The sequence below is a fragment of the Pseudomonas sp. F9001 genome, assembly GCF_013385435.1.
In the GTDB taxonomy this organism is placed as follows: Bacteria; Pseudomonadota; Gammaproteobacteria; order Pseudomonadales; family Pseudomonadaceae; genus Aquipseudomonas.
In genome coordinates this window covers 363,188-377,794 of sequence record NZ_JACAPX010000011.1, presented here as the reverse complement: position 1 = coordinate 377,794, position 14,607 = coordinate 363,188, and the positions used below count along the sequence as shown (strand labels likewise).

The window sequence follows — 14,607 nt, the reverse complement described above, 5'->3', positions numbered from 1 at the left end:
CAAGCCGATAGCCCTTCGAAGCTCTAACAAAGCCGCGTCGCACAATAAACGCTTCGTAAGGACGACCCCATGCCCTCATTGCGCTCTATCCAAGCCCGCTACACCCTGTTCCTGGTGCTGTTCGTCCTGTTGTTATTCGTCTTGACGGTGGTGGGCATCGGACAGTTGGTGGCCCCCAAGCTGCGCCACACCGAAGAACAGGTGGCTCTCAATCGCATTGCCGAAGTGGCCGAGCAGATCCAGGGCGAACTGAACAAGGTTCAGGCCCAGCAACGCAGCATCACCCAAACCATCCCGCTGCTGGACAGCGACGCCATCGACAAGGTGCTGCCAGGCCTGGTGGACCAGTACGGCGAATTGAAAGTGTTCGGCGGCGGCATCTGGCCCTTGCCCAACCAGCGCACGCCGGGGCGCAACAAGCACAGCACCTTCTGGCACCGCGATGCCTCGGGCAAGCTGGCGGTGAACACCTTCTGGAACAGCGACGCGGCCCCCAACTACTACGACCAGAGCTGGTACAAGGGCGGCCTCGCTTCGCCCCGCGGCCAGTGCGCCTGGGCGGCGGCCTACAAGGATGACGCCAGCCAGGAGCCACGCACCAACTGCGCGATGGCGATCCAGCGTGACGGCGCAGCCTATGGCGTCGCCACCATCGACGTGACCCTGGGCTTCTTCAACGACCTGGTGGCCAGCAAGGAAAAAGACCTCGGCGGGCAGATGCTGATCGTCGAAGGCGACGGCAAGATCATCAGCAACAGCACGCGCATCAGCGGCCCCGTGGTGTTGAAGAACATCAGCGAATTGGCCGGCACCTCGGCCTTTGCCGCCCAGGTCAGCGCCGGCCTGGCCCATCGTGATCAAACCCTGCAACGCAGCGAGTTCGACAACCAGGGCGTGGCCAGCACTTTCTTCATGCGCCCGATCGAAGGCACCCCGTGGTTCCTCGCCACTGCGCTGCCGACCTCGCTGATCACCGCCCAACGTGATGACGTACTGGGCACGTTGGCGATGCTGCAAATCCCGATGATCCTGCTGTTGGTGCTGTTGGCAGTGTACGCCATCCGCCAGCTGGTGCACCGGATGACCGCCCTGAAAACCAATATCGACGCACTGTCCAACGGCGATGCCGACCTGACCCGGCGCATCACCATCCGCGCCGAGGATGAACTGGGGGCGATTGGCCATTCGGTGAACCGCTTTATCGTCTACCTGCAAAACATGATTGGAGAAGTGACCCTGGCCACCGGCGCCATGTCGTCGAGCCTGGCGCAATTGCAGCAGACGTCGGCCCAGACCAACCAGATCCTGGTGCGCCATGCCTCGGAAACCGACCAGACCGTCACGGCCATCACCGAGATGAGTTCCACCGCCGACACCGTGGCCGAGAACGCCGCCGAAACTGCTGCGTTCACCCAGCGCGCCAATGAGCACGCCGACCGTTCGCGGGTGGTGGTCGGCGAAGCTTCCCGCAGCGTCAGCGCGTTGATCGGCGAGGTCTCCAGCGCCACCCACACCGTGGAAAACATGCGCCAGGATGCCGCCCGCATCACCGAAACCCTCGGCGTGATCGGCGCCATCGCCGGCCAGACCAACCTGCTGGCACTCAACGCGGCCATCGAAGCCGCCCGGGCCGGCGAACAAGGCCGGGGTTTTGCGGTGGTGGCCGACGAAGTCCGCGCCCTCGCCGCCCGCACCCAGGCCAGCACCTCGCAGATCAATGAGATGCTGGCGCGCCTGACTACGGGCGTGAGTTCCTCGGTGACGGCCATGGAAGCCACCCAGGCCAGCTGCCAGTCTGCGGCTGACGCCACGGCCCGGGTGAACACGGGATTGGACGAGATGGCCGGCTCCGTCAGCCATATCAACAACCTCAGCACCCAGATCGCCACCGCCGCCGAACAGCAAAGCGCGGTGACCGAGGAAATCAACCGCAGCATGGTGCACATCCGCCACATGGTCGAAGAGCTGGTGCAAAGCGGCCACGCCACGGAGCACAACACCCAGAGCCTGCTGGATGCCAATGGCCGGGTTATTGCATTGATGGGTCGCTTCAAGGTGCGTTGAAAAAATAGCCTGAAAGCTCCCGTGCAATGCGCGGGAGCCGGACTATTCTGACAGTTCGCTCCGCCACACAGGAGGTGTGTCATGCACGCAGTTGAGCACCCGATCCGTCTGGAGCGGATCAGTCAGGAACGCTATATACAAGCCTCTATCGACGATGTTTACGACTACGTTACCCAACCGGATCGCTGGCATGAATGGCATCCGACATCCCTGGGCGCCGACACCGGTATCGCCGGCTCATTGCCTGCCGGTCATCGTTTCACTGAAACCATCGACCTGCTGGGTGTGCGGGTTCCCATGAGCTATCGCGTGCAGATTGCGCAGCGACCGCGGGAGTTCAAGACCGCGTTCACCTCATTGGCGGTCGATGGCTGTATTCATTATCTGCTGCAAGTACAGGGCAACGGCACGCTGTTCAAGCGCATCCTCACCTATGAAACCGAACTGCAACTGACCACCCTGCATGAGCGCATGATCGCACTGTCCAACCAGGCCCTTGATCAGCTCAAGCAGCGCCTGGAATCCCCGCCAGCCTGACAAAACCGTCATATCCCTCTCAGTTTTCCGACAGCACCAGGCGGTTATTCTGGTGCTGTCGGTTTTTCGTAAAACTTCGTAACACACCCGGGAAACCCTTTTCCAAAAAGCAGGGAGAATGCCCCGCTGTTGCCCTTTATCCGATGAGATGACGATGAAAACCACCCTGCGACTGGCCGCACTGTCGGCCCTGCTCATGAGCACCCTGGCCCAGGCTGCCGAGCTGATCCCGATTGACGTGCACCGTGATGCCAACTGCGGTTGCTGCAAAAAGTGGATTGCCCACCTGGAAAGCAACGGGTTCAAGGTCAACGACCATGTGGAAAGCAACATGAGCGAGGTCAAGCAGCGCCTGGGCGTGGCGCCACGCCTGGCGTCTTGCCATACCGGCGTGATCGACGGCAAGTTCGTCGAAGGCCATGTGCCAGCCGACCAGGTCTTGGCCCTGCACAAGCGCGACGACTTGCTGGGCATTGCGGCACCGGGCATGCCCATGGGCTCGCCTGGCATGGAGATGGACGGCAGCAGCGATGCCTATCAGGTCATCGGCCTGACCCGCGATGGCAAAGACGTGGTAGTGGCTGACTATCCGGCACGCTGATTGATGCTTGCCGGTTACCTGGGACTGTTTTTCGCCGCCTTCGGCGCCGCCACGCTGTTGCCGATGCAATCGGAGGCGGTGCTGGTGGGGCTGATGATCAGCGGGCATTACAGCGTGTGGCTGCTGCTCGGGGTTGCAACGGCCGGCAACGTATTGGGCTCGGTGGTCAACTGGCTGCTGGGCCGCTCGGTCGAGCGCTTCAAGGATCGACGCTGGTTTCCGGTCAGCCCCAGGCACCTGGAAAAGGCCCGTACCCATTACCAGCGCTGGGGCCATTGGTCGTTGCTGCTCAGTTGGGTGCCGATCATTGGTGACCCGCTGACCCTGGTGGCCGGGGTCATGCGCGAACCGTTCTGGCGGTTCCTGGTGCTGGTGACCCTGGCCAAAGGGGCGCGCTACGGGGTACTGGCCATGCTCACCCTGCACTGGATTTAATCTCCCGTTAATCCCCTCGCCACAGCATCCGGGCACTGTTCCCGGAGCTCTAACCATGTCCAAGATCCGCTCTCTGTGCGTCGCCAGCCTGTTGCTCGGCAGCGCCCTGCCCGCCTTCGCCGCCGAAGAAGGTCCGACCTACGGCCCCGAGCTGCAAGGCTTCAAATACCCGTACCCGGTAGAGCACTTCACCTTCCAGTCCCAGGGCAAATCCCTGCAGATGGGCTACATGGACGTGCCGGCCAAAGGCAAGGCCAACGGGCGCAGCATCGTGCTGATGCACGGCAAGAACTTCTGCGGCGCCACCTGGGATGAATCGATCAAGGCCCTGAGCGACGCCGGCTACCGGGTGATCGCTCCCGACCAGATCGGTTTCTGCACCTCCAGCAAGCCGGACAATTACCAGTACAGCTTCCAGCAACTGGCGATCAACACCCATCAACTCCTGGAAAAACTTGGTATTCAGAAGGCTACCCTGCTCGGCCATTCCACCGGCGGCATGCTTGCCACACGCTACGCCCTGCTCTATCCGCAGCAAACCGAACAACTTGCACTGGTAAACCCTATTGGCCTGGAAGACTGGAAGGCCATCGGCGTGCCCTACCGCAGCGTTGACCAATGGTACGAGCGCGAGTTGAAACTGACCGCCGAAGGCATCCGCAAATACGAGCTCGACACCTACTACGTCGGCCGCTGGAAGCCTGAATACGACCGCTGGGTCGATATGCTCGCCGGCATGAACAAAGGCCCCGGCCACACCCAGGTGGCGTGGAACTCGGCGCTGATTTACGACATGATCTTCACCCAGCCGGTGTACTACGAGTTCAAGGACCTGCAGATGCCCACCCTGCTGCTGATCGGCACTTCCGACAACACCGCCATTGGCAAAGACCTGGCGCCACCGGCGGTCAAGGCGAAGCTCGGCAACTACGCGGTGCTGGGCAAGCAAGTGGCCAAGCTGATTCCCCACGCCACCCTGGTGGAGTTCCCGGGCCTGGGCCATGCGCCGCAAATGGAAGAGCCGGCACAGTTTCACAAGGCACTGTTGCGAGGGCTGAACGCCCTTTAATCCAACCTTTTTCGAGGCATGCGTGAATGTCGGTACAGATCGCAGTGATTGATGATTGGCAGAATGTGGCCAGTGGCGTGGTGGACTGGTCAGTCCTGGCGTCGGTCGGCCAGGTGCACTTCCTCCACGATTACCCGGCGGACACCGCCACGTTGATCGAGCGTTTGCAGGGGTTCGAGGTGATCTGCGTGATGCGCGAACGCACCACCTTCGACCGGGCTCTGTTGCAAGGCTTGCCCAGGCTCAAGTTGCTGGTGACCGGCGGCATGCGCAACGCCGCCATCGACATTCCTGCGGCCAAGGCCCTGGGTATCCAGGTATGCGGCACTGACAGTTACAAGCACGCGGCCCCGGAACTGACCTGGGCACTGATCATGGCGTCCACCCGCAACCTGCTGGCCGAAGCCAATTCCCTGCGCGCCGGGGGTTGGCAAGTGGGCCTGGGCGGCGATTTGTACGGCAAGACCCTGGGGATTCTCGGGCTGGGCAGCATTGGCCAGAAGGTCGCCAAATTTGGCCAGGCCTTCGGCATGCGCGTAATTGCCTGGAGCGAAAACCTTACTCCAGAGCGCGCTGCCGAAAGCGGCGTGACCTGGGTCAGCAAGCGCGAGTTGTTTGAACAGGCGGACGTGTTGTCGATTCACCTGGTGCTCAGCGACCGCAGCCGCGGGCTGGTGGACGCCGAAGCGTTGGGCTGGATGAAACCTTCGGCGCATTTGGTGAACACGGCACGCGGGCCGATTGTCGATGAGGCCGCCTTGATTGACGCCCTGGCCAATGGCCGGCTGGCGGGCGCGGCACTGGACGTGTACACCCAGGAGCCGCTGCCAGCCGGGCATCCATTCCGCCAGTTGCCCAACGTATTGGCCACCCCTCATGTGGGGTACGTCAGCGAGCAGAACTACCGCCAGTTCTACCAGCAGATGATCGAAGACATCCAAGCCTGGGCCAAAGGAGTGCCCCTTCGCGCACTAAGCTAGTGCACACATTTCACCTCCCACTCCCCCCGTAGCAGCTGTCGAGCCCCAGCGAGGCTGCGTCGGGCGCACTGCCGATCCTGAACCGGAGCGCGCTCGACAGCTGCTACGGGGCTCATGAAAAAAATTTGTCCTACAAAAATACCCCACAGACCCCACAGGCTCTGGGATCTGTCCTAGACTCATGACCGATGGGTCCGATCCAAAACAAAAACCCCGCAAAAAATCGAAACTTTCCAACTCTGCCACAGGTCAGGTTTAAGGTAAGGCGAGTGCTGACGGTTCCCACCGAACGCCCGTCCATCCACTCTATTTAAGACTCCAGCACAACTGGCATAAGGCTTGCCAGTCTGTGTAGCGCTTGTGCGCCTGGCCGCAGGACGCGGTCAACCTTCGCTGATTGCCATATGCCATCAGCCGACCAGAACTCGGGAGAGAACTATGATCAGTGCCGCTGTAGATACTCAGGGAGAGCGTTTTAGTCAGCCGGTTGGCGGGCCGACCTCATTGGCCGACCTTCCCAACACGGTGCGGCCGGTCCCACGTGTGAATCCCAATCGCAAAAAAGTGCTGTTTGTCACTTCCGAACTGGCCGACCTGGTGAAAACCGGCGGCCTGGGCGACGTTTCCGCCGCACTGCCCCGCGCCATGGCGCACCTGCACGATGTGCGCGTGCTGATCCCCGGCTACCCGCAGGTGCTGGACAGCGACAACCCGATTCATATCATCGGTGAGCTGGGGGGCCACGCCGCGCTGCCACCGTGCAAGATCGGGCGCATGGACCTCAAGGACGGCCTGGTTATCTACGTGCTGATCTGCCCCGAGCTTTACGAGCGCGAAGGTACGCCCTACGGCGCCAACAACGGCCGCGACTGGCCCGACAACCATATCCGCTTCGCCCGCCTGGGCCTGGCCGCCGCCGATATTGCCGCCAACCTGGCGCAGATCCACTGGTGCCCGGACCTGGTGCACGCCCATGACTGGCCAGCAGGCCTGGCGCCAGCCTATATGCACTGGCGTGGGTCACGCACTCCAACGCTGTTCACCATTCATAACCTCGCCTACCAGGGCGTGGTCAGCCTCGCCTCGTGCCCGGAGCTGGGGATTCCCGAACACGCCTTGCAACAGGAAGGCATGGAGTTCTACGGCAAGCTGTCATTCCTGAAAGCCGGCATGGCGTATTCCAGCCACATCACCACAGTCAGCGCGACCTATGCCCAGGAAATCACCACCCCTGAATTCGGCTGCGGTCTGGACGGCTTTCTCGCCAGCAAGACCCAGCAAGGCTTGCTCAGCGGCATTCCCAACGGCATTGATGAAAGCTGGGAGTCGTCCACCGACCCGCACCTGACCCACCCTTTCAACATTGGTGACTGGGAAGGCAAGGCCCTGAACGCCGCCCATGTGCGCAACCTGTTTGGCTTGCACGACTCCACCGGCCCGCTGTTCGCCGTGGTATCGCGCCTGGTCTACCAGAAAGGCCTGGACCTGACCGAGGCGGTCGCCAGTTTCATCGTCGAAAATGGCGGCCAGATCGCGATCATCGGTCGCGGCGAGCCTGAAGAAGAACAAGCCATGCGTGCCCTGGCCCTGCGGTTTCCCGGCCAGATCGGCGTGCGCATCGGCTTCAACGAGACCGACGCGCGCCGCATGTTCGCCGGCAGCGACTTCCTGTTGATGCCATCCCGTTACGAACCCTGCGGCCTGAGCCAGATGTACGCCCAGCGCTTCGGCTCGTTGCCGGTCGCTCGCAACACCGGCGGCCTGGCCGACACCATCGAGGATGGCGTCACCGGCTTCCTGTTCAACGAATCCACTGTCGAAAGCTACGAAGCGGCCCTGAGCCGCGCGTTCAAGGTCTTCGCCTTCCCAGGCTTGCTCAACGCCATGCGTTGCCGGGCTATGGCCGCACCGTTCAACTGGTGCCAGGCAGTGGAACCCTATGCCGAACTTTATGAGCAACTGGTAGCGAAAGCGCTGGGAAGATCGGGGAAACAGTAAAAAGAGGTCTTCATAGATGCCGTCACGGACTCTGGAAACCTGGCCCCACGGCGCGATCATGCTGGATGCGGAACACACCCGCTTCGCGTTATGGGCGCCAGACGCGTTTTATGTCAGCGTTGAATTTGAGGAAGGAAAATCGGTAGCGATGCTGCCCCAGGCCGATGGCTGGTTTGTGGTGCAGCTGCAATGCCCGCCGGGCACCCGCTACCGCTACAACATCGACGGCGAACAGGACGTTCCCGACCCGGCTTCCCGGGCACAGGCCACGGACGTTCACGGCTTCAGCGTGGTGGTCGACCCCCTGGCCTATCAGTGGCGCCAAAGCCACTGGCAAGGCCGGCCGTGGCACGAAGCGGTGATCTACGAGATACACGTGGGCGTACTGGGGGGCTACGCCGAGGTCGAGAAACAACTGCCGCGCCTCGCCGAACTGGGGGTCACCGCCATTGAGCTGATGCCCATCGCGCAGTTCCCCGGCGAACGCAACTGGGGTTACGACGGTGTCCTGCCCTACGCTCCCCAATCCTCCTATGGTTCGCCCGAGCAGCTCAAACAGCTGATCGACAGTGCGCACCACTATGGCCTCGCGGTAATCCTCGATGTGGTCTACAACCACTTCGGCCCCGACGGCAACTACCTCGGCACCTACGCCAAGGGTTTCTTTCGCGAAGACGTGCACACGCCCTGGGGCGCGGGCATCGACTTTGATCGCCGGGAGGTCCGGGATTTCTTCATCGACAACGCCCTGATGTGGCTGCTGGAATACCGCTTCGACGGCCTGCGCCTGGACGCCGTGCACGCCATCAACGATCCCGATTTCCTGCAGGAGCTGGCGCAAAAAGTACGCCAGCAAGTCGACACGGGGCGGCATGTGTGGCTGGTGCTGGAAAACGAATTCAACCAGGCCAGCCTGCTGGAAAGCGGTTTCGACGCCCAGTGGAACGATGACGGCCACAACGCCCTGCACGTGCTGCTCACCGGCGAAACCGACGCCTACTACAGCGATTTCGCCCAGGACCCCACGGGAAAACTGGCCCGCTGCCTGAGCGAAGGGTTTATCTACCAGGGCCACACCACGCGCCACGGCCACACGCGCGGCGAACCCAGCGGCCACTTGCCGCCCAGCGCCTTTGTGCTGTTCCTGCAGAACCACGACCAGATCGGCAACCGCGCCCTGGGCGAACGCCTGCATCAACTGTGTTCGCCCCAGGCCCTGAGCGCCGCGACGACCTTGCTGCTGATGTCGCCGATGATCCCGCTGATGTTCATGGGCGATGAAGTCAACGCCGAGGAGCCGTTCCTGTTCTTCACCGACCATCACGGCGAACTGGCCGAGGCGGTACGTGAAGGCCGGCGCAACGAGTTTGCCGACTTTGCCGCGTTCAGCGACCCCGAACGCCGCGAACGCATTCCCGACCCCAACTCCCTGCAAACCTTCCGCCGCTCGGCACCCGCCCTCGCCGACTGCGGCGACTCGCAGCTCTACCGGCACCTGCTGAGCCTGCGCCACCAACATATCGTGCCGCACCTGCCCGGCAGCATGGCCCTGGGTGCGCACGTGCTGGCGGAGGGCGCGGTCACGGCGCGCTGGCGCCTGGGCAATGGCAGCCTGTTGCAGATCGACCTCAACCTGAGCGCCGATTCTCTGAACTACCCGGCTGCCGAGCACCTCCTATTTGTGACGCAGGCCAGCGGGGCCGAACAATTGGCTCCCCTCAGCGCCCGCGTCAGCCTCACCCATTCCCCTGTTGGAGAGCACCCTTGAGCGACGCGCAATTGGAAATACTCGCCAGCCGAGCGGGCCTGGCCGTCGATTGGATCGACGCGAATGGCCGCCCGCAACATGTAAAGCCCGACGCCCTGCGCGCCGTGCTCAAAGGCCTGGGCCACCCGGCCGACAGCGACGCCGAGATCGAAGCCAGCCTGCTGGACCTCGAACGCGTGCAACAAGACAAGCACCTGCCGCCCCTGATGACCGTCGACAGCGGCGCCGGCCTGGACCTGGCGCGCTACTTCGCCCCCGGTACGCCGTGCCAGATTCACCTCGAAGACTCCAGCGTGCTGGACCTGAGCCTGGACGAGAACGCGGTATTGCCCGGCTCGATTCCGGTCGGCTACCAACAAGTGCATATTGCCGACCAGCATTTCACCCTGGCCGTGGCACCGACGCATTGCTACACCGTCGCAGAAGCGGTCGACACCCAGACCGCCCGCGCCTGGGGCCTGAGCGCCCAGCTGTATTCCCTGCGCCGCAGCGGCGACGGCGGCTTCGGCGATACCCAGGCCCTGGAGCAACTGGCCCGCGCCGCTGCCGAACGCGGCGCCGACGCCCTGGCCATCAGCCCCATGCACGCGATGTTCAGCGCCGACACCGAGCGCTTCAGCCCCTATTCCCCGTCCAGCCGCCTGTTCCTCAACAGTTTGTACGCGTCCCCCGGCTGCATCCTCGGCGAACGTGCGGTGCAAACTGCCATCGAAGCCAGCGGGCTGGCCGACGAATTGTATGACCTTGAGCAACAAAGCCTGATCGACTGGCCGGCCGCGGCCAAAGCCAAGCAGCGCCTGTTGCGCACCCTGTATGACGACTTCCGCCAGGGCGACCACCCGCAACATGCCGACTTCCTGAGCTTCCGCCAGGCTGGCGGTGAAGCCCTGGAAAACCACTGCCGCTTCGAAGCCGTACAAGCCGAACGCGCTGCCAACGGCGAGAGCCTCGACTGGCGCCACTGGCCAGAGGACTGGCACAGCCCGCAAAGCCCGGCCCTGGTGCAGTTTGCCGAAGCCAATCGGGACGAAATCGGCTTTTACGCCTTCAGCCAATGGCTGATTGCCCGGTGCCTGGAACGCGCGCAACAAGCGGCGCGCGGCAGCGGCATGGGTGTCGGCCTGATCGCCGACCTCGCAGTGGGCGCCGACGGCGGCGGCAGCCAGGCCTGGAGCCGCCAGGATGAACTGTTGGCGGAACTGACCGTGGGTGCGCCACCTGACATCCTCAACCGTGCCGGCCAGGGCTGGGGTATTTCCGCGTTTTCCCCCGAAGGCCTCAAGCGCAACGGCTTTCGCGCGTTTATCGAAATGCTGCGGGCCAACTTCGCCCACGCCGGCGGCTTGCGCATCGACCATGTGATGGGCCTGCAACGCCTGTGGGTGATCCCGATGGACGCCTCGCCACGGGACGGCGCCTACCTGTATTACCCGGTGGATGACCTGCTGCGGCTGTTGGCCCTGGAGTCGAGCCGCCACCAGGCGATCGTCCTCGGTGAAGACCTCGGCACCGTACCCGACGGCCTGCGGGAAAAACTCATCGCGCGCTCGATCCTCGGCATGCGCGTGCTGCTGTTCGAACAAGACCACGGCGGCCAGTTCAAGCCGATCCTCGATTGGCCGGACAACGCGCTGGCCACCACCAGCACCCACGACCTGCCGACCCTCAACGGTTGGTGGCACAGCCGCGATATCGACTGGAATATCCAGCTGGGCCTGATCGATGCACCCACCGTCGAGCAATGGAGCGAACACCGCCTGCGGGAACGCCAGGCACTGCGCCAGGCCTTGAGCCAGGACCCGCAGAACTTCATCGACGAAGTGCGCAACGAAACCGACCACGTCATCGACGCCAGCGTGCGCTACCTGGGCCACACCCGTGCACCCTTGGTATTGCTGCCGCTGGAGGACGCCCTGGGGGTCGAGGAACAATCCAACCTGCCCGGCACCACCGACACCCACCCGAACTGGCGCCGCCGCCTGCCGGGCGATGCCGCCACCCTGCTCGATGATGAAAACGCGGCCCGCCGCCTTGAGCTGCTGGCCGTGGCGCGCATCCAGGCCCAAGAGCGTGACCGATGAAAGCATTGACGCTACGGGCTACCCAGCGCCTGCAATTTCATAAGGGCTTCACCCTCGACGACGCCGTGCCGCTGGTGCCGTACTTCGCCGAACTGGGCATCAGCCACCTTTACGCCTCGCCATTGCTGAGCGCCCGCGCCGGTTCGATGCACGGCTATGACGTGGTCGATCCCACCACCGTCAATCCCGAGCTGGGCGGCGAACCGGCGCTGCGGCGATTGGTTGCGGCATTGCGCGAACATGACATGGGGCTGATCCTCGATATCGTGTCCAACCACATGGCCGTCGGCGGTGCCGATAATCTGTGGTGGCTGGACTTGCTGGAATGGGGTCGCCTGAGTCCCTACAGCGAATTCTTCGACATTCAATGGCACTCGCCAGACCCGCTGCTCAAGGGCCAACTGCTGATGCCGTTCCTGGGCAGCGACTACGGCGAAGCCCTGCAGTCGGGTGCCCTGCCGCTGCGCTTCGACCCGCAGCGCGGCAGCTTCTACGTCGAGCATTACGAACATCGCTTCCCGATCTGCCCGCGGGAATACGGCGAGCTGGTGCCTGTCAAGTCACTGGCCGATCGTTTCAGCAGCCTGGCCTACCAGCCGGACGCCTATCCCCAGGCCGCCGCGCTGAAACAGGAACTGATCGAGGCCGCCCGCGACCCCGAAACCCTGAAGGCCATCGAAGCGAACCTCGACCTCTACGACGCCCGCCAGCCTGAAGGTTTCGCCCGCCTGCACCACCTGCTGGAACAACAAAGCTATCGCCTGGCCAGCTGGCGCACGGCGGCGGACGATATCAACTGGCGGCGGTTCTTCGACGTCAACGAGCTGGGCGGCCTGCGGGTTGAACGCAGCGCGGTGTTCGAAGCGACCCACGGCAAGATCTTCCAGCTGATCAGCGAAGGCCTGATCGACGGCCTGCGCATCGACCACATCGACGGCCTCGCCGACCCGCGCGGTTACTGCCGCAAGCTGCGCCGCCGGGTGGACTCGCTGGCGAGTGGGCGGCACTTGCCGATCTTCGTCGAGAAGATCCTCGGCGAAGGCGAAACCTTGCGTGAAGACTGGCGCGTGGACGGCACCACCGGCTACGAATTCATGAACCAGCTGTCATTGCTGCAACATGACCCGAAGGGCTTCGAACCCCTGGCCGAGTTATGGACCCGCCACACCGAGCGCCCGTCTTCATTTATCGAAGAAGCCTGGCTGGCCCGGCAGCAGATCCTCAACGGTTCCCTGGCCGGGGATTTTGAAAGTGTGGCCCAGGCCCTGCTGCAAGTGGCTCGGGACGATGTGATGAGCCGCGACCTGACCCTGGGTGCAATTCGCCGCGCGTTGCAGGAACTGATCGTGCATTTCCCGGTGTACCGCACCTACATCAGTGCCCGGGGCCGCAGCGAACTGGATGACGTGTTTTTCCTGCAAGCCCTGGCCGGTGCCCGCAGCACCTTGAGCGAAGGCGACTGGCCGGTGCTCGACTACCTGGAAAAATGGCTCGGCGGCCAACCCTGGCGCGACCGCCCCCTGGGCCGCAAACGCAAGATGCTCAAGCACGCCTGCGTACGCTTCCAGCAACTGACCTCGCCGGCGGCGGCCAAGGCCGTGGAAGACACTGCGTTCTACCGCTCGGGTGTGTTGTTGTCGCGCAATGACGTGGGTTTCAGCACCGAACAATTCAGCGCCCCGCTGGAAGACTTCCACGCGGTCAATCAGCAACGCCTGCGCACCTTCCCCGACAACCTGCTGGCCACCGCCACCCACGACCACAAGCGCGGCGAAGATACCCGTGCGCGCCTGGCTGTGCTCAGCGAGGCCGCCGACTGGTATGCCGAGCAGGTGGAGCAATGGCGCCCCCTTGCCGCCCGCCTGCGCAGCGATGCCAACACGCCGTACGCGGGTGACGAACTGATCCTCTATCAGGTGCTGCTGGGCAGTTGGCCGCTGGACCTGCACCGCGACGATACCGAGGGCCTGGCGGACTATCACCAGCGCCTGTGGCAGTGGCAGCAAAAAGCCCTGCGTGAAGCCAAGCTCAACAGCAGCTGGAGCGCACCCAACGAGTTGTACGAGCAAGGTGTCGAAGCGTTCCTGTCACGGCTGCTGCTGGAGGACGCCGGCAAGACCCTGCGCGATGCCATCGGCGAGGCCGCCCAGGCCATCGCCCCGGCCGGCGCGCTCAACGGGCTGGCGCAATCCTTGCTTCGCCTCACCGTGCCGGGCGTGCCGGACCTGTACCAGGGTGATGAGTTCTGGGACTTCACATTGGTGGACCCTGACAACCGCCGCCCGGTGGACTACCCCGCACGGCGACAGGGCCTGCACACGCCGCCGGACATCGGCGAGCTGATGTTCAACTGGCATGACGGGCGTATAAAACAGGCGTTGATCAGCCAGGTCCTGGGGTTGCGCAAGGCGCATCCGCAACTGTTTCGCCAGGGCACGTACGAGCCTCTGGAAGTGGTGGGCGAACACGCCGAGCGGGTGGTCGCTTTCTACCGCGAATACCAGGGCAAACAGCTGCTGGTGGTGGTGCCACGCTGGCCTCACCGGCTGCTTGAAAACGGTGTGTACCCCCTGATCAACGCGCAGATTTGGGGCGATACCCGGGTCCGATTACCGTTCGCCGCTCCAACCCAAAATTGGAAGGGACTTTTCCGAACAGGCGCAGTCACACCAAACAAGGAGCTCATGATCAGCGCTGCCCTGGGGGATTTCCCGGTCAATGTCTTTATCAATCCTGATGATCAAGAAAGCTGAAATTTTCTGTGAGGAGCATTGCGATGAGTACTGAAGACAAACGCATCCGCGAACTGGCACATCAGATCTGGGAATCTGAAGGTAAACCCCATGGCGAGGACGCACGACACTGGGAAATGGCGCGCAAACTGGCGGAAGCCGAAGCGCTGACGCCATCCAAGGCACCGAAGGCCGCCGCCAAGGCCAAGCCAAAAGCCAAGCCCGCAGCGGCAGCGCCCAAACCGGCAGCCAAGCCAAGCGCAGTGCCGGCGGCGAAGAAGCCTGCTGCGAAGAAGCCCAAGGCCCCCTGACCCAAAGATCCTCCTGCAGGTGCGCCCGCAC

Annotated in this window: 11 protein-coding genes; all 11 read left to right on the top strand. The window is 63.3% G+C overall.

Going from position 1 to position 14,607, the window contains the following annotated elements; genetic code table 11:
* Positions 1–69 precede the first annotated feature (69 nt).
* The gene (locus tag HX818_RS10480) at positions 70–2,064 is read left to right on the top strand and encodes a methyl-accepting chemotaxis protein (protein ID WP_087692367.1); all 1,995 of its coding nucleotides are present in this window, start codon (positions 70–72) and stop codon (positions 2,062–2,064) included.
* 81 nt (positions 2,065–2,145) lie between these two features.
* A complete protein-coding gene (locus HX818_RS10475) occupies positions 2,146–2,601 on the top strand; it encodes an SRPBCC family protein (protein ID WP_003207553.1) in 456 nt (151 codons plus the stop codon).
* Positions 2,602–2,755: 154 nt separating this feature from the next.
* The gene (locus HX818_RS10470) at positions 2,756–3,202 is read left to right on the top strand and encodes a DUF411 domain-containing protein (RefSeq protein ID WP_177020007.1); all 447 of its coding nucleotides are present in this window, start codon (positions 2,756–2,758) and stop codon (positions 3,200–3,202) included.
* 3 nt (positions 3,203–3,205) lie between these two features.
* On the top strand, positions 3,206–3,637 hold the full coding sequence (locus HX818_RS10465) for a YqaA family protein (RefSeq protein WP_177020006.1): 432 nt from the start codon (positions 3,206–3,208) through the stop codon (positions 3,635–3,637).
* Positions 3,638–3,692: 55 nt separating this feature from the next.
* Complete coding sequence (locus tag HX818_RS10460; protein ID WP_177020005.1) at positions 3,693–4,706, top strand: alpha/beta fold hydrolase; 1,014 nt, start codon at positions 3,693–3,695, stop codon at positions 4,704–4,706.
* 26 nt (positions 4,707–4,732) lie between these two features.
* A complete protein-coding gene (locus tag HX818_RS10455) occupies positions 4,733–5,686 on the top strand; it encodes a D-2-hydroxyacid dehydrogenase family protein (protein WP_177020004.1) in 954 nt (317 codons plus the stop codon).
* A 438-nt stretch (positions 5,687–6,124) separates the two neighbouring features.
* Positions 6,125–7,684: a glycogen synthase GlgA gene (gene glgA / locus HX818_RS10450; RefSeq protein ID WP_177020003.1), complete on the top strand. Its 1,560-nt coding sequence runs from the start codon at positions 6,125–6,127 to the stop codon at positions 7,682–7,684.
* Between the two features lie 16 nt (positions 7,685–7,700).
* Positions 7,701–9,452, top strand: a complete 1,752-nt coding sequence (treZ, locus tag HX818_RS10445; RefSeq protein WP_177020002.1) for a malto-oligosyltrehalose trehalohydrolase — start codon at positions 7,701–7,703, stop codon at positions 9,450–9,452.
* The gene (malQ, locus tag HX818_RS10440; RefSeq protein ID WP_177020001.1) at positions 9,449–11,533 is read left to right on the top strand and encodes a 4-alpha-glucanotransferase; all 2,085 of its coding nucleotides are present in this window, start codon (positions 9,449–9,451) and stop codon (positions 11,531–11,533) included. Before treZ ends, malQ begins: the two co-directional genes overlap by 4 nt.
* Positions 11,530–14,286 carry a malto-oligosyltrehalose synthase gene (locus HX818_RS10435; RefSeq protein WP_177020000.1) on the top strand — a complete coding sequence of 919 codons (2,757 nt, stop codon included), beginning with the start codon at positions 11,530–11,532 and terminating at the stop codon, positions 14,284–14,286. The genes malQ and HX818_RS10435 overlap by 4 nt, the downstream gene beginning before the upstream one ends.
* Positions 14,287–14,309: 23 nt before the next feature.
* Positions 14,310–14,576, top strand: coding sequence for a DUF2934 domain-containing protein (locus HX818_RS10430; RefSeq protein WP_003207537.1), 267 nt, complete (start codon positions 14,310–14,312; stop codon positions 14,574–14,576).
* Positions 14,577–14,607: the final 31 nt, after the last annotated feature.